Annotated in this window: 22 protein-coding genes; 12 read left to right on the forward strand and 10 right to left on the reverse strand. The window is 41.0% G+C overall.

Going from position 1 to position 20,527, the window contains the following annotated elements:
* Window positions 1-46 precede the first annotated feature (46 nt).
* From lepB to BV214_RS09930, 5 genes are all read left to right on the forward strand, one after another.
* Window positions 47-1,780 carry a signal peptidase I gene (gene lepB, locus BV214_RS09910; RefSeq protein ID WP_086477350.1) on the forward strand — a complete coding sequence of 578 codons (1,734 nt, stop codon included), beginning with the start codon at window positions 47-49 and terminating at the stop codon, window positions 1,778-1,780.
* Between the two features lie 345 nt (window positions 1,781-2,125).
* On the forward strand, window positions 2,126-2,758 hold the full coding sequence (locus tag BV214_RS09915; protein ID WP_086477351.1) for a WbqC family protein: 633 nt from the start codon (window positions 2,126-2,128) through the stop codon (window positions 2,756-2,758).
* Entirely contained in the window at window positions 2,751-3,059 is a 309-nt protein-coding gene (locus BV214_RS09920; protein ID WP_086477352.1) for a DUF6122 family protein, read from the forward strand. Before BV214_RS09915 ends, BV214_RS09920 begins: the two co-directional genes overlap by 8 nt.
* Before the next feature lie 185 nt (window positions 3,060-3,244).
* Window positions 3,245-4,558 carry a Gfo/Idh/MocA family protein gene (locus BV214_RS09925; protein WP_086477353.1) on the forward strand — a complete coding sequence of 438 codons (1,314 nt, stop codon included), beginning with the start codon at window positions 3,245-3,247 and terminating at the stop codon, window positions 4,556-4,558.
* 90 nt (window positions 4,559-4,648) lie between these two features.
* Entirely contained in the window at window positions 4,649-5,395 is a 747-nt protein-coding gene (locus tag BV214_RS09930) for a 3-keto-disaccharide hydrolase (protein ID WP_086477354.1), read from the forward strand.
* Window positions 5,396-5,542: 147 nt separating this feature from the next.
* Here the strand turns inward: BV214_RS09930 and BV214_RS09935 are convergent, their stop codons facing one another.
* The 7 genes from BV214_RS09935 to BV214_RS09965 all read right to left on the reverse strand — a co-directional run bounded on the left by BV214_RS09935 (window position 5,543) and on the right by BV214_RS09965 (window position 11,734).
* Complete coding sequence (locus BV214_RS09935) at window positions 5,543-6,466, reverse strand: endonuclease/exonuclease/phosphatase family protein (RefSeq protein WP_086477355.1); 924 nt, start codon at window positions 6,464-6,466, stop codon at window positions 5,543-5,545.
* Between the two features lie 112 nt (window positions 6,467-6,578).
* Window positions 6,579-7,460: a rhomboid family intramembrane serine protease gene (locus BV214_RS09940; RefSeq protein WP_086477406.1), complete on the reverse strand. Its 882-nt coding sequence runs from the start codon at window positions 7,458-7,460 to the stop codon at window positions 6,579-6,581.
* Window positions 7,460-8,206, reverse strand: coding sequence for a rhomboid family intramembrane serine protease (locus BV214_RS09945; protein ID WP_086477356.1), 747 nt, complete (start codon window positions 8,204-8,206; stop codon window positions 7,460-7,462). Before BV214_RS09945 ends, BV214_RS09940 begins: the two co-directional genes overlap by 1 nt.
* Window positions 8,207-10,057 (reverse strand): DNA mismatch repair endonuclease MutL, encoded by a 1,851-nt coding sequence (gene mutL, locus BV214_RS09950; RefSeq protein WP_086477357.1) that lies wholly within the window; start codon window positions 10,055-10,057, stop codon window positions 8,207-8,209.
* The gene (locus BV214_RS09955) at window positions 10,057-10,347 is read right to left on the reverse strand and encodes a riboflavin synthase subunit beta (RefSeq protein WP_086477358.1); all 291 of its coding nucleotides are present in this window, start codon (window positions 10,345-10,347) and stop codon (window positions 10,057-10,059) included. The genes mutL and BV214_RS09955 overlap by 1 nt, the downstream gene beginning before the upstream one ends.
* 138 nt (window positions 10,348-10,485) lie before the next feature.
* A complete protein-coding gene (gene ribH / locus BV214_RS09960) occupies window positions 10,486-10,968 on the reverse strand; it encodes a 6,7-dimethyl-8-ribityllumazine synthase (RefSeq protein WP_086477359.1) in 483 nt (160 codons plus the stop codon).
* 1 nt (window position 10,969) lies between these two features.
* Entirely contained in the window at window positions 10,970-11,734 is a 765-nt protein-coding gene (locus BV214_RS09965; RefSeq protein ID WP_086477360.1) for a tetratricopeptide repeat protein, read from the reverse strand.
* Window positions 11,735-11,858: 124 nt separating this feature from the next.
* On the opposite strand from BV214_RS09965, the gene recF reads away from it, so the two are divergent.
* Genes recF through BV214_RS09980 form a run of 3 tightly spaced genes read left to right on the forward strand, consistent with a single transcriptional unit; the run spans window position 11,859 to window position 13,658 of the window.
* On the forward strand, window positions 11,859-12,938 hold the full coding sequence (gene recF / locus BV214_RS09970) for a DNA replication/repair protein RecF (protein ID WP_086477361.1): 1,080 nt from the start codon (window positions 11,859-11,861) through the stop codon (window positions 12,936-12,938).
* 4 nt (window positions 12,939-12,942) lie between these two features.
* A complete protein-coding gene (locus tag BV214_RS09975; protein WP_086477362.1) occupies window positions 12,943-13,359 on the forward strand; it encodes a hypothetical protein in 417 nt (138 codons plus the stop codon).
* 2 nt (window positions 13,360-13,361) lie between these two features.
* Complete coding sequence (locus BV214_RS09980) at window positions 13,362-13,658, forward strand: DUF721 domain-containing protein (protein ID WP_086477363.1); 297 nt, start codon at window positions 13,362-13,364, stop codon at window positions 13,656-13,658.
* 72 nt (window positions 13,659-13,730) lie between these two features.
* Here BV214_RS09980 and BV214_RS09985 read toward each other — a convergent pair whose 3' ends face one another.
* Complete coding sequence (locus BV214_RS09985) at window positions 13,731-14,150, reverse strand: nucleoside-diphosphate kinase (protein WP_086477407.1); 420 nt, start codon at window positions 14,148-14,150, stop codon at window positions 13,731-13,733.
* A 270-nt stretch (window positions 14,151-14,420) separates the two neighbouring features.
* On the opposite strand from BV214_RS09985, the gene BV214_RS09990 reads away from it, so the two are divergent.
* The 3 genes from BV214_RS09990 to BV214_RS10000 are packed head-to-tail and all read left to right on the forward strand — an operon-like array spanning window position 14,421 to window position 17,086.
* Complete coding sequence (locus BV214_RS09990; RefSeq protein WP_086477364.1) at window positions 14,421-15,437, forward strand: DHH family phosphoesterase; 1,017 nt, start codon at window positions 14,421-14,423, stop codon at window positions 15,435-15,437.
* Entirely contained in the window at window positions 15,434-15,973 is a 540-nt protein-coding gene (gene gldI / locus BV214_RS09995) for a gliding motility-associated peptidyl-prolyl isomerase GldI (protein WP_086477365.1), read from the forward strand. The genes BV214_RS09990 and gldI overlap by 4 nt, the downstream gene beginning before the upstream one ends.
* Window positions 15,974-15,985: 12 nt before the next feature.
* Window positions 15,986-17,086 carry a peptidylprolyl isomerase gene (locus BV214_RS10000; RefSeq protein WP_086477366.1) on the forward strand — a complete coding sequence of 367 codons (1,101 nt, stop codon included), beginning with the start codon at window positions 15,986-15,988 and terminating at the stop codon, window positions 17,084-17,086.
* A gap of 131 nt (window positions 17,087-17,217) precedes the next feature.
* Here BV214_RS10000 and BV214_RS10005 read toward each other — a convergent pair whose 3' ends face one another.
* Window positions 17,218-17,676 carry a CBS domain-containing protein gene (locus BV214_RS10005; RefSeq protein ID WP_086477367.1) on the reverse strand — a complete coding sequence of 153 codons (459 nt, stop codon included), beginning with the start codon at window positions 17,674-17,676 and terminating at the stop codon, window positions 17,218-17,220.
* Window positions 17,677-17,804: 128 nt separating this feature from the next.
* Window positions 17,805-19,265 (reverse strand): aminoacyl-histidine dipeptidase, encoded by a 1,461-nt coding sequence (locus tag BV214_RS10010; RefSeq protein ID WP_086477368.1) that lies wholly within the window; start codon window positions 19,263-19,265, stop codon window positions 17,805-17,807.
* 72 nt (window positions 19,266-19,337) lie between these two features.
* On the opposite strand from BV214_RS10010, the gene BV214_RS10015 reads away from it, so the two are divergent.
* Entirely contained in the window at window positions 19,338-20,405 is a 1,068-nt protein-coding gene (locus BV214_RS10015) for a DUF3810 domain-containing protein (protein WP_086477369.1), read from the forward strand.
* Window positions 20,406-20,527 lie beyond the last annotated feature (122 nt).

Genomic DNA, 20,527 nt, shown 5'->3' on the forward strand with positions numbered 1-20,527 from the left:
ATTGATTGTTAACAAGAAGCAGCAATCCTAAATCAACAATACGGATATGAACGGAACACAGTGGATTATTTTTATTTTGATCATTCAAATAGTGCATTTCCTCGGAACTTGGAAATTGTACGTTAAGGCAGGTAGAAAAGCATGGGAAGCAGCTATCCCAGTTTATAACGCCATAGTTTTAATGAAAATAATTAATAGGCCCAAGTGGTGGGTTATTCTGTTGTTTATACCCATCATTAACCTATTGATGTTCCCTGTGGTTTGGGTAGAGACCCTTAGGAGTTTTGGTAAAAATAGCCTTTTAGACACCTGGTTGGCTATTCTCACCTTGGGGCTCTATATCTATTATGTAAATTATTTCACGGAGGTTGCCTATGTAGAAAATAGAGACCTTCACCCAAAAACCGCCTTAGGAGAGTGGGTAAGCTCCATCGTATTTGCCGTTGTGGCCGCTACTTTGGTACACACTTATGTAATACAACCCTATGTGATCCCTACCAGTTCTTTGGAAAAAACCCTTTTGGTGGGCGATTTCCTATTTGTAAGCAAGTTCCATTACGGAGCTAGGGTTCCTATGACGACCGTTGCGGCACCCATGGTACACGATACCCTGCCTATTCTAAAATCCAGATCCTATGTGGCCGATGTAGATCCTGCTACCTATAAAACCTCGATATGGAACAAACTACAGCTTCCCTATATGAGACTACCTGGATTTAAGGAGATTAAAAGGAATGAAATTGTAGTGTTTAGCTGGCCTGCAGATACGGTTTATCAATTTTTTAAACAACAGGAAGGGGTTCGCAAGCCTATCGATAAAAAATCTAATTACGTAAAACGTGCTGTAGGTATACCAGGGGATTCCTTATCTATAGTTGACGGATATGTACATATCAACGGTAAAAAAACCGTACTGCCCTACAGGGCTAAGCCAATGTTCACCCACACGGTTACTGTAGAGAACGGTTTTTCTAATGCCGCCATTGACCTCTTGGGAAGACAAAATTTCTCAGGAAATGTGGTCCGCATCCCTAACAGTTCTTTAGAGTTGGAAAATCTAGACCAAGTAATCTCTGCAATGCATATGGAGAAAATAAAGTCCGACTCAGCCTATACCTACTACTCCGGGAATGTAGACAATGCAAGGGTTCGCGACTACTTAAAGTCGGAAGACGTAAGCACTATGGCTCTTTTTAACTTAACAGAGGAAGAAGCCAAGAATTTCACTGGAAAAAATGGTATAGTATCCATTCAGAAACTTGCGTTTACCACCAAAAAAACCTCTCTTTTCCCCCAAGATCCAGCGCATCCAGCAACCTTAGACAATATGCCAGCGATCTATATCCCTGAAAAAGGCAAGACGGTAGAACTTAACCTAGAAGTACTCCCCATTTATGAGAAAATAATAAAGGAGTACGAGGATAACACCCTAAAAGTAAATGGCAATCAAATACTGATTAATGGACAAGTAGCCAACTCCTATACTTTTAAACAGGATTATTATTGGATGATGGGAGACAATAGGCACCGTTCCGAAGACAGTAGAACTTGGGGCTACGTTCCAGAAGACCATATAGTAGGTACGCCCGTTTTTATATGGATGAGCATCGATGGCATTAACGATGGCATGATGAATTGGAAAATTCGTTGGGACAGAGTGTTTACTACGGTCCACGGAGACGGGGAACCTACCTCCTACTTTAAGTACTTCTTAATAGCACTTGCGGGGTGGTTTGTTTGGGATTACTTTAGAAAGCGAAAAAAGAAGGTGAAAAAATAGACATCAACATCACAAGACCTTAGGCTTTAAGCGGTAGTTACCTTTAAAGCCTTGGGCCTCCCCCCTTCAACACATTAGTACATTGATACACTAGTAAATTGATACATTAACTCATTGCTACATTAGTTCATTGTTACATTAGTTCATTGCTACATTAGTTCATTGCTACATTGGTTCATTGCTAAATTAGTTCATTGCTACATTAGTTCATTGCTACATTGGTTCATTGCTAAATTAGTTCATTGCTACATTAGTTCATTGCTACATTAGTTCATTGCTACATTAGTATATTTACACATTGGTATATTTACACATTGATAAATTAGTACATTAAATAAGTAAACAATGCAAGTGCTTCTTCATCCTGGATATTTTTTAAACATCGCCAACTTTGCGGCTCTTGTCCAAAATGATATTTGCTGGGAAGTAAATGATAATTACCAGAAGCAAACCTATCGCAACCGATGCTATATCGCTACGGACATAGGAAAACACATGCTTACCATCCCTATTAAACATGTGGGGAACAACCGAAATAAGCAACGATATTCCGAAGTAGCTATTGACAATACCTATTTTTGGCAACGTCAACATTGGCGCACCCTACAAACAGCGTATCGCACCTCGCCCTTCTTCGAGTTTTATGAAGATGATATTGCCCCTCTTTATAACGACACCTTTGACTCTCTGATGGAATTTAACCTTAAATCCATAGCGACCATTTGTGATTGTTTACAGATTCCCATGCCTACGGATAAAACTAGTAGCTACCAGGCAGCCGCTACCGATATGACGGACGCGCGACATTTCATCAATTCAAAAACGGAAATCCCTTTTCAACAAGCTCCCTATGTGCAGGTATTTAATGATAGAAACCCCTTTATACCTAACCTAAGTATTTTAGACCTCCTATTTAACGAAGGAACCAACACCCTTCCCTATCTCAAAAGTTTAAAACTGAACCTTCCCCATGCTTAGATGGTTTCTTCATTATGGCATTCATTTTTTAGTTCCCATCCTTATCGGACTTCTATTTTATAAGGGATACCGATGGAAGGCAATTTTAATACTGTTAGCCGGAATTGTGATAGACTTGGATCACTTCTGGGCAGACCCCTTATTTGACCCTAATCGGTGCAGCATTAATTTTCACCCCCTACACACCTACTGGGCCATTGCACTCTATGTACTGCTGTTAATTCCCAAAAAGACCAGAATATTCGGTTTAGCATTAGTAATTCATATCGTAGCAGATATTACAGATTGCCTCTTAATGTAGTTGAACATCTTGGGCTATTCATTAGACCTCGAAAAAAACACTCCTTTATAACTAGCACCTCATTTTAGAGGTAGGCTCCTAGGCCAATTCTTATAGTTTTTTGTCCTTCCCCCTTTAGAGAATAGAAAATTATCTCTATTTTGTATGCTTCATTTAATCTTAACTTATCAAACTCATAAATTACTATGGGAAATCATAAAATTACCCCCTCTTTTCCCTCCGGAAGAAGGGATTTCATCAAAAAATCTGGCATTGCCCTCATCGGGGGATCCTTAATATCGCCGGCAGTCACCTTTGGTGCCAATAGCCTCTATAAGGATTCCACCCTAAAAGTGGGCTTAATTGGCTGTGGTGGCCGTGGTACCGGTGCCGCTGCCCAAGCTTTGCAAGCAGATCCAAACGTTATTCTCTATGCCATGGGCGATGTGTTTGAGGACCAATTAAATTTGGCACATCGGGAGTTGCAGAAGGCTATGGGTGACAAGGTAAAGGTTGCTCCAGAAAACAAATTCATAGGATTTGACGCCTACCAAAAAGTAATAGATTCGGGCGTGGATGTAGTGTTACTTACCACCCCACCAGCCTTTAGACCAGACCACCTAAATGCTGCGGTAGAAGCAGGGAAACACGTATTTTGCGAAAAACCCGTAGCCGTGGATGCACCCGGAATTCACAAAGTGTTGGCAGCTGCCAAAAAAGCTAAGGAAAAGGGGCTATCCCTAGTGTCTGGTTTCTGTTTTCGATACGACTATCCCAATAGGGAAATTTTTGGGCGTGTCTTAGACGGCCAGATTGGGGACATCAGAACGGTTACTACCTTTCGTCATGGAGGTGAGGCTTGGTATAAGGAACGTCAGCCAAATTGGACGGATATGACCTACGAAATGCGCAATTGGTATTACTACAATTGGTTATCGGGGGATATTGTGGTAGAACAAGCAGTGCATAGCCTTGATATGATGTCTTGGGTCATGGGAGATAAAATGCCCGTAAGCGCTACTGGAACTGGAGGGCGACAAGTACGTGTAGATAGTAAATACGGAAACATATACGATCATTTTGCGGTAGAGTTCGAATATGAAAACGGCGCCAAGGGTTACCACTTTACCAGGCAACAAAACAATACCTCCCATAGGAACAGCGTAGAGGTGCTAGGTACCGAAGGCTCGTCTATAACCCATATTGGACGCAGGTATGAAATTACCGGTAAAAACAGCTACACCTATGACGGGGAAAGGAATAATATGTTCCAGACCGAACACGATGAGCTTTTTGCCTCCATCCGAAAGGGTCAGCCCATGAACGATGGAGAATGGATGTCTAAGAGCACCATGTTGGCCATATGGGCACGTATGGTAGCCTATACCGGCCAAACGCTCACCTGGGAACAAGTCTTTAATTCCAAGGAAAACTTAGGTCCCAAAATAGACGAATACAATTGGGATTTAAAATGGCCTACTCCACCAGTAGCGATTCCTGGTAAAACTAAATTCATCTAAGCCTATATCAAATTATAACTAACCGCTGTTTACTCTTTTGGCGCATAGATCGTCAAAGGAGTAAACAGCTCCATAACACACCAATTTAATATGAAACCCTCCTTATTATTATGCCTCTTTGTGCTATGGGGCAGTAGCTTAAAAATAAAAGCGCAAGAAAAACCCCTATTCTTTGGCACCGAAACCAGTTTTGATCAATTGGTAGCTGGAGACAAGGACAATGCACAAGAAATAAAATGGATCAATGTAAACACGGAGCCAGACACCTGGCATAAGGAAGGCGATCTTCTGGTATGCAAAGGCCTACCAATAGGGGTTATGCGCTCCGAAAAGATGTACGAAAATTTCATTCTAACCGTAGAGTGGCGCCATATGGAAGCAGGGGGCAATTCTGGTATGTTTGTATGGAGCGACGCCATCCCCGGCGAGCATAACAGACTCCCAGGGGGTGTAGAAGTACAGATGTTAGAACTAGATTGGGTAAATCAGAATATACGCGACGGCGTAAAGCCACCAATTGCCTATGTACACGGAGAGTTGTTTGGCGTGGGTGGGGTTACTACCGTACCGGACAACCCCAGAGGAACCAGAAGTAAGTCTGTAGAAAATAGAGCCCTAGGGAAGGGAGAGTGGAACAGCTATCAAGTAATTTGTGTAGATGGCACTATTAAATTATCGGTCAATGGAAAGTTTGTAAACGGCATTAGTAAGTCGTCCATTAAAAAAGGATACCTCTGCCTAGAATCTGAAGGAGCCGAAATCCATTTTAGGAATTTAAGGGTGATAGAACTACCACCAGGGGTTACCGCTGCAGATCAAATAGTAGATGAGTTATAGACCACTTACCTAATAAGATACAAGGGGCCCAATTGGGTCCCTTTTTTATTCCCTTATTTTCTTCGTAGCACGAAGTATGGAAGTTCAACTATAGATAGATAATCCAGGCCAAAGAAAGAGCATGGTAATGGCCTACCACTTCTTCCCCTATTGATCACCAATCCTATCAAAAGAAGCCATAATGGGGAAGTGATCGGATAGCTTTACATTAAAATTCTTGTGGGTCTTAACCTTAAATGCCTTATCCACTAAAATAAAATCTATCCGCACTGGATAGTATTTAAAATTAAAGGTTCTACCATATCCTTTCCCCTGCTCCATAAAAGTATCTTGCATATCCCCTTTAATCACATGGTAAACGTTAGAGAATTGGGTATTGTTAAAGTCGCCACAAACAATCTTCTTATAAGGTGTGGCCTCACGATGCTCATTAAAGATGGCCACTTGCTCTTGTTGCTTGGCAAAAGATCCGCTCATACGTCTAAAGAGCTTCGACTTTGGCTCCTTGGTAATTTCTTCTACTGTAGGCACCACCTTATGCGATTCCAAATGCATATTATAGACACGAACCGTATCATTTTTCATCAATACATCTACATAGATCGCATTGTTGCTACTCTCTGGAAAATGCAAAGACCCCTTGTTTATTATTGGGAGTTTGGAATAGATTCCGAGCACCACTTTTTTGTGTCCGTATTCAAAATCGATAAATCGGTGTTTGTACTGAGCAAAATCGGCACTCTCTTTTTTAGTATAATCAAATTCCTGAAAACAAACTATATCGGGATCTGCCTCTTTCACCAAGCTTACAATCTGATCACTAATAGTCTCATCCTTAATCATCTCAGAGCGATTAAATCCGCGAGTATTAAAACTCATGACACTTACCTCTCCCTTATCTATGGGCTGTTCCGAAGACTTAAATTTAAAGAAGGTACCCAAAACCAAGTACCCAATGAGCAAGACTACGGCAGACATCATCAGCTTGCGACTACCACGCAATAGCCAATAACAAAAGAAAAGCACGTTACAGAGAACCAAGAGTGGTACTAGTAGTGAAAGAATAGACATAAAAGGAACCAGCGTAACCGGGACCCATGGCGCAAAGCAGGCCAATAGCAGTAAAAGGGAAAAACACCCGTTGAGAAGGAAAATGAACCTGTTAATGAGTTTTCGCACCTTCTTAATCTTCCTTACCTGCCTTAAACAAAAAATCCTTTTCTGCCTTGGAAAGGCTTTCGTAACCAGATTTGCTTATCTTATCCAAAATGGCATCAATCTTTTTTTGATGGCTTTTTTTATCGTAGTTCCCCCGGGCAGCACTAGCTGTAGTCTTCTTTCTATAAACCGTTTTCATGGAAGCCTTTTTTTCCCTGCCCTTAAACATATTGGCAAAGCTATCTACTAGTTTTGAGAACCAACTACCAATGTCATTTCCTTTGGGGAGCTGGGTTGCATAATAATAACCAAGAGCTGCTCCCCCAATATGCGCTAGATGTCCGCCAATGTTATTCCCAACGGATATCTGTATTAAATCTAACAACACCACCAAGACCCCAATATGCCAAAGCTTTACATTAAAGAAAATAACACGCACCTCCTGATTAGGCAGATAGGTACAGACAAAGATAAGCACTGCCGTAACCCCTGCAGAGGCACCAATAAGGGCCGTATTCTGTCCTATCAGAGCTGGAAAGATATTATAGCTCAATAAGAAAATCATCCCCCCGAAGATTACCCCCAGAAAGTAAACATTAATAAATTTTCTATTATCAAATAAATTTAGAAAAATCCTTCCGGCAAAGTACAACATAATCATATTCCAAAAAATATGTCCAAATCCGGAATGAAAAAAGGAATAGGTAATAAGGGACCAAGGCTGGGTTAGGAACTCAAAAAACTCTTTGGGTAACTGAAACCATTGTTCCACTCCCTTGTCATTGGCAGCCCCGAAGAGCAACACATTGATGATACCTCCAATAATAAAAATTGCAACATTAAATACTATTAGCTTCTCAGCAATACTCAGTCGATTGTAATAATATGAAATGTTTTGGTTTCGCATTATAGATCCCATCTATTTTGATTAAACTGATTTTTTTTCCAATACCACATCATTATAAACCCAAACAAGGCGCCTCCAACGTGGGCAAAATGAGCAATTCCATTTCCAAAAATGGAATATCCCGTAACTCCAGAGAACAGATCTAGCCCAATAAGCACCGGAATAAAGTACTTTGCTTTTACCGGTACCGGTATAAACATTAAGAACAGCTCGCTATTAGGATAAGACATCCCAAAGGCCACCAACACCCCATAAATAGCTCCAGAGGCCCCTACTGCCGGAGTATTGTAGGCACTTAAAAAGTTGTTTATAGTATCCGTAGAGGCTATGTTATACCAGCTGGGACTGTATTTTCCACTACTGATGATTTCCATTATCTGTTCCCTGGGAATACCAGAACTCACCAAGGCCTCCATCCCCTGATTAAAATAGTAATAATTTACCCCAGTATGGATTAAGGCAGCCCCAATACCTGCAGAAAAATAGAAAAACAGGAATTTATTCTTGCCCCACATTCTTTCCAATGGCGAACCAAAGGCCCAAAGTGCATACATATTAAATAATATATGCATCAACCCCCCATGCATAAACATATGGGACAATACCTGCCAAAATTCAAAATTTCCATTTTTTGTAAACCAAAGCGAAAACCACTGGTACATTTGGTCCCCGTATAAATATGTAGCTACAAAAAACAGCCCATTTACAATAATCAAGTGCTTTACAGCGCCCGTAATTCTACCCATCTACAAAAATTTTTTATCAATATCGTCTTCCGTAATGGTGACGTATATAGATTTATTAAAAGGACTTAGTCTAGATTCCTTGCAGGCAAATAAGTCGTTCACCAGTGCCAATTGCGAATCCCTGTCTAGCACCTCCCCCGTTTTAACGGCCAAAGATTTTGCCAGAGTCTTGGACAGCACATCGGTTTGCGAAAACCCGTCTACCTCAAAATCTTGTTGATAATCCGATATCAACTGGTCTAAGATCATCTCCACTTCGCTCTCTGAGACCGATAAGGGAACCCCGGTAATCTTTATTTCCTCTTCCCCTATAGCCTCAAAATCGAATCCCAAGGAAATTAAATTTTCCTGTATCTCCATAATGATATCTCGATCCGATTTGGAGAAAGTTAAAGATAAGGGAAATAATAATTGTTGACTCACCGCTTCTTTAACGGTAATATTCTTTAAAAAGTTCTCATATAGCACCCGCTGATGGGCCCTACTTTGATCTATGACCACCATCCCAGATTTTATAGTGGTCACTATGTACTTACGCCTTAGTTGAAAGGTAGTGGTTACCGCATCTAGGCCAACCTTTTGGTCGTCAAAAATAGAACCGGTTATAGTTTCAGATTCAAAGCTAACACTACTAAAATCGGTGCTACCCACTCCTTCAGATTCCATCCCCGAGTAAAGGGACTCCCATCCTTTGGTGGCAGGTTTCTGAAAACTGGACCGGCCAGAGCTAGTTGCCATTTCATCCTTAAAGGGATTAAAGCCAGCATCCACTACTACACGCGGTTGTTCCACGGATTTGTTTTTATAATCATAGGGAGTCTCTAAATTTTGATCCCGATCAAAATCTAGGGTGGGGATAACATTAAATTGCCCCAAACTGTGTTTTACCGTAGACCTTAATATGGCATACAAGGTATGCTCATCATCAAACTTCACCTCCGTTTTGGTAGGGTGAATGTTGATATCAATGGAGCCAGGATCTACCGTTAAGTACAGAAAGTACCCTGGATGACTCTCCTTTTTTATGAGTCCGTCAAATGCCGCTACGATAGCGTGATGCAAATAGGGACTTTTTATATATCTATTATTAACAAAAAAAAACTGTTCTCCTCTACTCTTTTTTGCAAATTCGGGCTTACAGATAAAACCGTTGATAGTAACTACCTGTGTCTCCTCATGTACAGGGACCAACTTTTCATTGGTCTTCCCCCCAAAAACATTAACGATCCGCTGACGGTCGTTGGATTTTGGCAAGTTAAAGATTTCACTCCCGTTATTATAAAAGTGAAAGCCTATAGACGGATGCGCCAAGGCCACTCGGTGAAACTCATCTATAATATGCCGCAACTCTACCTGGGTAGATTTAAGGAAATTACGCCTAGCCGGAATATTGAAGAATAAATTCTTCACCATCATAGAGGTTCCCTTAGGGGCCACGGCCACTTCTTGAGAAACAACCTTGCTTCCTTCTATTTTAATATGTGTAGCTACCTCATCCTGTTCTGTCCTAGACTGCATTTCCACATGGGCGATAGCCGCTATGGAGGCTAGGGCCTCTCCCCTAAACCCATTGGTGCTAAGGTTAAACAGGTCTTCTGCCTTGGTAATCTTAGAAGTAGCATGCCGCTCAAAACTGAGTCGGGCATCGGTGGGACTCATTCCCACCCCATCATCAATAACTTGGATTAGGGTCTTGCCCCCATCCTTAATAATTAATTTAACGGTAGTTGCCCCTGCATCAATAGCATTCTCCATTAATTCCTTAACAACGGAAGCGGGGCGTTGCACCACCTCCCCTGCAGCAATCTGGTTAGCTACATGATCTGGTAAAAGTTGTATGATATCTGGCATTATTGCGAAATAAAAATAGATAGATCGAAATCTATGATGTAAAGGAACACCAGGACAAGTATCGCTATGATAATCGCCATCCGAATGTTCTGATTCCGATTGCTAGAACTTTTCAAGTCCTCAATGGCTCTGGAGAATTTACCCTTTAGGCCAGAACGACCATCCAAAGAAGGCCTAAACTTGTCAAACTTATGCTCAATCTTAAAGGGGTTCCCCTCTCCCTTATCGTTATAATAACGCGGGGTATAATTGAACTTTTTATTCTTACGTAATCTTGAAAATTTTCCCATATCCTTAGATTCCCAAAGTTACTCAAAATAGAAAAATTTGACGTACAAGTCTTGCTAAAATATGTTAACATTTCTAGGCAAGGACAGCTTTGTACGTTTGGCTGCCTTCTAATTTAAAAAAAGGAGGTATGGGAGGTACTAATTCCCCAAACTAGCCATCTTAATGGCGGCTATGGCGGCTTCTGTACCTTTATTGCCATGCTTGCCTCCACTACGGGCAATGGCTTGATCCATATTATTGTCGGTCAGCACACAAAAAATTACAGGGGTCTCCGTTCTCACGTTCAGATCCATAATTCCCTGAGCTGCGGCCCCACAAACAAAATCGAAGTGCATGGTCTCACCTTTAATAACGCTACCTATTACAATTACAGCGTCTACCTTTTTGGTGTTGATCATTTTTTTTGCCCCAAAGGCAAGTTCAAAACTACCAGGTACGTTCCAGCGAACAATATGCCCTTCCTTAGCCCCGCAATCCAATAAGGTTGCTAAAGCCCCTTCATAGAGTGCCTCCGTAATATTTGCATTCCATTCAGAAACAACAATCCCAAACCGCAAATTTGCTGCGTTTGGGACCGTTGTTTTATCATACTCCGATAAATTCTGCTTCTTAATAGCCATCTTAAATACTTTTAGCTTTTCCAATAAAGGCATCTATTGTCCTAGCCTCTTCAGAAGCTGGGAATTCGTCCTTTATTCTCTGGAAATATTTAAGCGCCTTCTTTTTATTATCCAATTCAAGCGCTGTTACTCCTGCCTTGTATAAAAACTTGGGAGTTGTATATTCATTAGTACTATGGGAAACTGCTTTCTCGTAATAATCCAACGCTTCCTTGGGTTGGTTCAATTGTAAAAAAGCATCACCGATACCTCCTTTAGCAACAGCTCCCAAAATTAAATCCTTAGAGGAGAAACCTTCTAGGTATTTTATAGCCTCGTCATATTTCTGCATGTTCAAATAGGCCATTCCGGCGGAATACTTTGCCAAGTTAGCGGCAGGCGTTCCGTTGTACTCTTCAATAATATCTAAAAATCCGTATTTACCCTCGGCACCATTCAATGCCAAAGTGAACAAAGAATCTTTTTCTGAAGAAGCATATAGGGCTTCGTCAAAGTATTGTTGCGGATACAACATCTCATTGGCAGCACTAGCAGCCCTTGGCTTTTCCACGAACTGAAAATATGCCATATATCCCAAAACAGATACGGCGATAATACCTATCACCCCTAATATATAATTTTGGTTCCTAGATACCCATTCCTCGGATTTGGAAGCACCTTCATCTAAGGAGCTAAACACCTCTGCAGTGGTACTCTCCTGCTTATCCAATAGATTTTCTTCTTCTTTATTTTTCGGTTTATAACCTCTTTTCTTGTAAGTTGCCATTATAGAATTTGATTAGTCGCGCAAAAATATAGATTTTATCCAAATCCCGCCCCCTATTTGTGGTTAATTTTAGATAATTTGCGGTTTGCTTGACTATTGGAAAATAAAAATTTTACTTCGCAGCATGTTTCTAAAGAAATTATCGCTTATTAATTATAAAAACTTCGAGTCACAAAGCTTTGAATTCGATTCAAAGATCAATTGTTTTGTAGGCGATAACGGGGTGGGAAAAACCAATGTTCTAGACGCCATCTATCACCTTTCCTTTGGTAAGAGTTATTTTAACCCCATTGCTACTCAGAATATAAGGCACGATTCCGATTTTTTTGTACTGGAAGGAGACTTCCATAAAAATGACCGGGATGAAAAAATCCTCTGCAGCTTTAAAAAGGGGATGAAAAAAGTGATTAAGCGCAACGCCAAGCCCTATGAAAAGTTCTCGGATCATATAGGATTTCTACCCTTGGTAATTATCTCTCCGGCAGATCGTGATCTAATTATAGAGGGAAGCGAGACCAGACGTAAATTTATGGACGGAGTCATCTCCCAATCCGATAAAGTTTATCTCCAAAATTTAATTGCCTACAACAAAGTGCTGGCACAAAGGAATTCGCTTTTAAAGTACTTCGCCTTTAATCACACTTTTGACGCCGACACCTTGGGAATATACAACTCCCAATTACACCAATACGGTCAAGAGATATTCAAAAAAAGACTGGCCTTTATTGAATCGTTCATCCCAATATTCCAAGAACAATACCTTGCCATTTCGGGAGGTAGGGAACCCGTAAATTTAACATACCAAAGCAAGTTACTGGAAAATAATCTACTAACTTTATTGGAGGAAAATCTGGAAAAGGACAAGGCCTTGCAGTATACCAGCACAGGGATCCACAGGGACGACCTACTATTTGCCATAGATGGTCATCCCATTAAAAAATTTGGAAGCCAAGGACAACAAAAGTCTTTTTTGATTGCCCTAAAATTGGCGCAGTTTCAATTCATTAAAAAACAGGCAGGCACAACGCCCTTACTTTTGTTGGATGATATTTTTGACAAATTGGATGAAACAAGGGTAGCCCATATTATCCGCTTGGTAGACGAGGATAATTTTGGACAAATTTTCCTTAGTGACACCCATTCCGAGAGAACTGAAAATGCCGTTAAACACACAAATCAATCGTATAAAATATTTAAGTTGTAAATAAATGAGAACAAGCTACCTTTTTTTAATTTCCCTACTCTTTATTTCCTGTAAACAAGAAGTGAGCTGGGACCAAATTCATCATTTAAACGGATACTGGGAAATAGATAAAGTAAGCTTTCCAGACGGCACTGAAAAATCATACGCGATAAACACCACCATAGACTATATAGAGGTTGCAGGCAAAGAAGGTTTCCGAAAAAAGGTTCAACCCACCCTCAAAGGCACCTTTGACACCTCCGACGACGCAGAGTCCTTTACCCTATTGGAAAGAAATGGAGGTATTAGCATGCACTATAAAAATGAATTGAGCGAATGGGAGGAAAAGATCAGCAGTTTGGAGCAAGACCGGTTTAGCACCACCAATCAGGAGCAGGTCACCTACCATTATAAACGTTTCACCCCCATTAATCTGGAATAACCATGACAAAAAGAAAAAGCAACAACCTAAACATGGGCGAAGCCCTACAAGAATTTATAAAAGCCAACAAACTCCAAAAAGGGATGGATCGGGTAAATGCCCGGGAGGCATGGAAAAAAATGATGGGCAACGGGGTAAACAACTACACCACCGCCATAGAATTGCGAAACGACACCCTTTTTGTATCCCTATCCTCCTCCGTGCTTCGGGAAGAGCTGAGCCATGGAAAATCTAAGATTGTAAAAATGCTAAACGAAGAATTGGGCCGGGAAATAGTTTCAAAGATCGTACTACGCTAGTACCCCAGCAATAAGAAATAAAAAAGGGCAACTCTGTGTTGCCCTTTTTCTATGCTACTAAAATCTTATTTACTAAAATACTTCCCTTCCTGCAAAATGAAAAGCTCCCTCAATAGCAGCATTCTCATCGCTATCCGAGCCGTGAACCGCATTTTCGCCAATGGAAGTAGCATACAATTTACGGATAGTACCTTCTGCAGCTTCAGCAGGATTGGTAGCACCGATCAAGGCACGAAAATCCTCAACGGCATTATCTTTTTCTAAAATAGCGGCTACAATAGGGCCTCTACTCATAAATTCTACCAATTCGCCATAAAATGGACGTTCTTTGTGCACTGCATAAAACTCCTCCGCGTCCCTTGTGCTCAATTGAGTATATTTCATGGCAACAATCTTGAATCCGGCAGAAGTTATTTTGTCCAAAATTCCACCAATATGTCCGTTTTCAACGGCATCTGGCTTTATCATGGTAAATGTTCTGTTTGCAATCATCTCTTTAAATTTTGGGCAAAAATACATTTTATTCTTCAACTTACAACAACAAAAAATGGGTCCACCCGCAAACACACAGCCACTTACCCCTTATAAAGCGCACCCTTTTTTAACCATTACAAAGCCTAAAACACCCCATATATACCCTCAGAAAAAGCCATAACTACTATTGAAAAACCATGCCTTTTACTCCTAAATCCGTACTAATTTTAGATTCATAATTACAAATCGGGATATTAGTATATATTTACAAATTGTATCTTTGCGCACATGAATTTAGAAATAATAAAAGCAATCGATGCGCTACTTCAAGCTCCACAGCGTATCGTAATAGTCCCTCACAAAAATCCAGATGGGGATGCTGTGGGTTCCACTTTGGCCTTATGCCACTATTTAAACAATTTAGGGCAACAAGCCACCGTAATTGCTCCCAACGACTTTCCAAATTTCCTAAAATGGTTACCCAAGAGCGAGGAAATTGTAATCTTTGAGAAAGACGCCTCCACCGCAAAGGAATTAATTGCCAATGCCACCGTTATTTTCACCTTAGACTTTAATCATTTGGGTAGAATTGGACAGCTACAACCTCATTTAGAAGCCGCTACCGCTACCTTTGTGATGATAGACCACCACCAAGAGCCGGCCGACTATGCGCATATAATGTATTCGGATGTTAGCATGAGTTCTACCTGTGAAATGGTGTTCAATGTACTGGAAGGACTTAATGGATTGGACCGCATAACCCCAGAAATCGCAATCTGCCTATATACAGGCATCATGACAGATACCGGATCCTTTAAATATGCCTCTACCTCTAGTAGAACACATACGGTAGCAGCTAAATTGATTGAAAAAGGAGCCAACAATTCCCTTGCCCACCATAAGGTATATGACACCAATTCTCCCAGCAGACTACACCTTTTGGGATGTGCACTTAAAAATATGGTGATCTTGGAGGAATTCAGTACTGCTTATATCACCCTATCCCAGGAAGAATTGGACGCCAACAACTTTAAAAAAGGGGATACCGAGGGATTTGTAAACTACGGACTTACGTTAGACGGGATTGTCTTTGCGGTTATCTTTATTGAAAATAAGGAGGAAGGAATTATCAAGATCTCCTTGCGTTCTGAAGGGGATTTTTCCGTAAACGAATTTGCAAGAGCCCATTTTAATGGAGGAGGCCATAACAATGCCTCGGGTGGCCGCAGTGAGATGAGCCTAGAAGAAACCACCGCATATTTTACTTCCCTGCTACCTGCATATAAAGACCAATTAAATAAATGAGAAAAATTTATTACCTGTTCTTACTTGTCCTAATGGCCCAATGCGGGGTACCAGAGGCCCGAAAACCCGTTAAGGTTAAATCGGGAAGCATCCTAAAGGCCTCCGTAGAACGCAACAAGGCATTATTGGAACAGGAGGAAGAACTATTCCGTACAATTATGGCCAAGGATAGTAGTAATACCTATCACGCCAGTGGTGGAGGTACCTGGTATCACTATATCAGAAAAAATGAAGGGAGCGACTATTACCCCAAGCCAGATGACTTGGTTACACTGCAATACAATGTGGTAAGCATCACCAACGACACCATTTATACTAGTCAGGAAATTGGTACGGTTACTTATAGAGTAGATAAACAACAGCTATTTCCGGGCCTAAGAAACGGTGTAAAACTGTTAAAAGAAGGGGAAAGCGCCACATTTTTAATACCCTCTTCCCTAGCCTACGGCTATCACGGGGATAAAAATAAAATTGGGACCAACGTCCCTATCAAAACCACAATTACCATCTTAAAAATCAATAAAAGTTCTAATTAAAAACCACAAGAAATGAAAAAAGCATACCTATTATTACTAATCCTATCCTTAGCACTCTCTAGTTGTAAATCTAGTAAGCACGCCGAATTGGGCGATGGGATATTTGCCGATATTAACACTACCAAAGGAGATATAATTCTAAAATTGGAATATGAAAAAACACCGATAACGGTTGCTAATTTCATATCCCTTGCCGAAGGAAACAGCCCATTTGTAAGTGACAGCCTAAAAGGAAAGAAATATTATGACGGTCTAATTTTCCATAGAGTTATAAAGGATTTTATGATTCAGGGAGGAGATCCAACCGGTACCGGTAGAGGAAACCCAGGCTATAAGTTCGTAGACGAGTTTAACGATTCCCTTAAACACGACAAAGCGGGCATCCTGTCTATGGCCAATTCCGGACCTACCACCAACGGAAGTCAATTTTTCATCACGCACAAAGAGACGCCATTTTTAGACGGAAGACACACCGTATTTGGAAATGTCGTTGAAGGCTTAGACGTTATAGATTCTATTGCCAATGTAGCAACTGGAGAGGCAGACAGACCTGTAACCGATGTTGTAATGAATTCCGTAGAAATTATTAGAAATGGCAAAGAAGCCAAGAAGTTTGACGCCGTAAAGGTAATGAGCGATTACTTTGCAAAAGAAGAAGAGAAAATTAAAGCCAAGGAAAAAGTAATTAGCGATATGGTGGCAGAGTTTTCCGAACAAGAGCCACAAGCCAAGGAACTACCCTCTGGATTAAAGGTATATACCATTAAGGAAGGCGAAGGGGAGAAACCTACCATTGGACAAAAAGTAAATGTTTTTTACGCAGGATATTTATCGGACGGTACTTTATTTGATAGTAACTACGAAGAGGTAGCAGTAAAATACAATGCTTTTAATCCTGCCAGAAAACAAGGTGGAGGATACCAAGCCATCCCTATGGATTACAGTCCAGAGGCACCGTTGATTGCCGGTTTTAGAGAAGGTTTATTAAATATGAAGGTTGGTGATAAGGTACGTCTTTTCATCCCCTCCCATTTAGGGTATGGTGAAGCTGGCGCCGGAAATGTAATTCCACCTAATGCAGATTTGGTATTCGATCTAGAAATTACCGAATAATCCAAATAGCCACTAGGCAAAAATATTAAACCGCCACTGGAATGTGATTCAATCCAGTGGCGGTTCTTTTTTATAAATTAATAATGATTCCTCTGGGTGAAAACATATCCCCATCAGGTTCCTAAACGCACTTACCAGTTTTGGGATTTTAATCTTAAAGTAGCTCTTAAAATATCTTTCTGCGAGATTTGCCCCACCAATTTTCCATTTTCAACAATGGGAAATCGCCTGCGTTTTTCATTCAAAAACTTATTGGCGGCATCAAAGATATTCATATCGCCATCAATGGTTTCCACATTTTTTATCATATGGCTTTCCACCGTTCTATTGGCGCTTGGTAGATTGTGGTATCGCTTCTCACTGATATGCTTTATGCAATCTCCTTCAGAAATAATCCCTACCAATTCATAGCGGTCATTTACCACTGGCCCTCCGGAAATCTTATATTTCAACAAAGCCTCAATCACCTCTTCCACGGATTGCTCCGGTTTAAAGGTAATTAACTTAGTGGTCATATAGTGGCGCACACGTAATAGCACCTCTTCCGGTGCTTTTTCGCTTCTAGGTCCTTGATAATTTTTAACTGCCATACTTAAAGTGTTTCTAATGTTACTACACAATATAGCAAAATTCGTCTATAAAACCTAGTTATTAATCGATAAAGGAGCCTCCATAGGAGCCCCCTTTATCATTTATCCTTACTAAGTCTAAACACTGTTTAGCTTTTTGGAATGTCCTCCAAAATACTCAGGGTATACTTCCAGAATTTCTGTACCGATGAAATACTGGCTCTTTCATCTGGCGAGTGGGCACCTCTAATGGTGGGTCCATAACTGATCATATCCACTTCTGGGTAGTGCTGTCCCAATATTCCGCATTCTAGTCCGGCATGGCAAGCCACCACATTGGGCTCTTCCTTAAATAGATCTACATACTTGGCGTGCATTACTTTTAAAATAGCAGAATCCGGATTGGGGTCCCATCCAGGATAGTCCCCACTTAACGTTACTTTATATCCCGCCTTTTCAAAAACCGATTTCAGAGATGCTGCCAACTCTTTCTTCCCAGCCTCTACCGAGGATCTGGTTAGGCATGCTATTTTCAGTTCCCCCTCCTTTACTACCACACTGGCAATATTATTGGAAGTTTCCACAAGGCCCTCCATGAACGAACTCATGGCATACACCCCGTTATGCGCCTCCTGTATGGCATGCAACAGTTGCTCTTGGGCCTTATTGCCCATTACCTTCTGCGGTGATTCTGCAGGTTGTGCAGTTATCGTTAAACTTGGCTCTGTTTCAGCGTATTCTTTGGAGAAACTTTGCACCCAACCTTGAAAATTCTCAGTAAAGGTCCCTACCTCAGCAGCGCTAAGGGTTACCAAAGCGGTGCTCTCCCTAGGAATAGCGTTTCTTAACCCTCCTCCATTTATTTCTGCAATCCTTACACCAACCGCATCGGCAGCTTTCGAAATCAGGGTATTCATAATCTTGTTGGCATTGCCTAAACCTTTATGAATATCCATACCACTATGACCTCCACTTAGCCCCTTTACCGTGATTATAAATGCTTTTGTGTCTGCGTTTACTTCCTCTTCCTTATAGTTGGCTTTGGCGGTAATGTCTACCCCTCCAGCACATCCTATATCTATTTCATCATCTTCTTCCGTATCCAGATTCAAGAGAATTTCACCTTCTAACAATCCTCCTTTAAGCCCTTTAGCCCCAGTCATGCCAGTTTCCTCATCTATAGTAAAGAGTGCTTCCAAGGCTGGGTGGGGAATATCCTTGCTTTCCAAAATAGCCATGATAGTAGCTACTCCCAAGCCATTATCGGCCCCTAGGGTAGTCCCCTGAGCCCTAACCCAATCGCCATCTACATACATCGCTATTCCTTGGGTATCAAAATCAAAATCGGTATCGTTGTTTTTTTGATGTACCATATCCAAGTGGGATTGCAAAATAACCGTTTTGCGATCTTCCATTCCCTTGGTGGCCGGCTTCCTTATAATTACATTGCCCACCTCATCTACAAGGGTGTTTAATCCTAGGTTCTTCCCAAAATCAACCATAAAAGCAATTACTCTCTCTTCTTTTTTGGAGGGCCTTGGCACTGCATTTAGATCTGCAAATTTATTCCATACCGCCTTTGGCTCCAATTCACGTATTTCTTTTCCCATAGTTATCTGTCTAAACCCCAAAAATACAGATAGAAAAATAACTAAGCGAGATTATTGGTTATTTTTGGGCAGATGGAACAGAAAATCAAAAACCTCATCGCCCTATCCCTTTTGCCGCAAATCCTTTTGGTTAAATGGGTGGGCAATTACCCCGGGGTTATAGAAAAATATTACAGTAAAGGCCTATACCCCATACTATCTGGTTTTTGGCGCACCCTTCTGGGATGGATCCCGTTTTCTGTGGGAGACCTACTCTACGCCCTACTCATCTTACTGGCCGTAGGATATCTTATTATAAAACGCAAACAGATCCGTAAAAAGCCACTCCTGTTCTTAAGGGATATAACCATGGTGGCCTCCGTAGCTTATTTTAGTTTTCATTTGCTATGGGGTCTAAATTATTACAGGGAGCCACTGGCCAAAACTTTGGAGCTAAGAGAGCAACACAGCGAACAAGATTTGGTGGATTTTGTAGATAGATTGGTAGAAAAAACCAATGCAATACATTTTCAAATAACTGGTGACACCACCAAAATGGTAGCGATTCCCTATAGTAAAAAGGAGATTTTCGAGATCACTTTAGACGGCTACCGAACATTGGAAAAGGAATTCCCCATGTTCGCCTACCGCAGACCAAGTATAAAAGAATCCATTTTTAGCACTCCCCTAACCTACATGGGCTATGGAGGGTACCTAAACCCCTTTACCAATGAAGCTCAGGCCAATGGAAGACTACCAAATTTTAGATTCCCCATTATTAGCGGACACGAAATTGGTCACCAACTGGGATATTCTGCCGAAAATGAAACCAACTTTATTGGTTACTTAGTAACCGTTAAAAACGAGGACCCCTATTTTAAATATGCCGCCTATGCCTATGCATTAAGTTACTGCCTTAACGACTTAGCCAAACGGGATCGGGATTTATTTGACCAAGCCTATCAACAGTTAAATCCGGGGGTAATAAAAAACTACCAAGAGGTCTCCAATTTCTGGAATACGCATGAGAATCCCCTTGAACCTATTTTCAAAGCAATCTTTAACACCTTTTTAAAAGCTAACAACCAAACCAAGGGTATACAGAGCTACCATGCGGTGGTAACCCTTTTGGTAAATTACTATCAAGACACTCCCCTTTAACACTTCCTTGAAGTGAAAGAAAAAACTCCCTGCCGGGATGGGCAACCCCTTGTAAATGTTAAAAAAAACTAAACATTTGACTTTATCGTAAGGGATGGGCTATTTTTAGCGCTACTAATTTA

Origin of the sequence: Arenibacter amylolyticus (genome assembly GCF_002150785.1) — a bacterium.
GTDB lineage: Bacteria > Bacteroidota > Bacteroidia > Flavobacteriales > Flavobacteriaceae > Arenibacter > Arenibacter amylolyticus.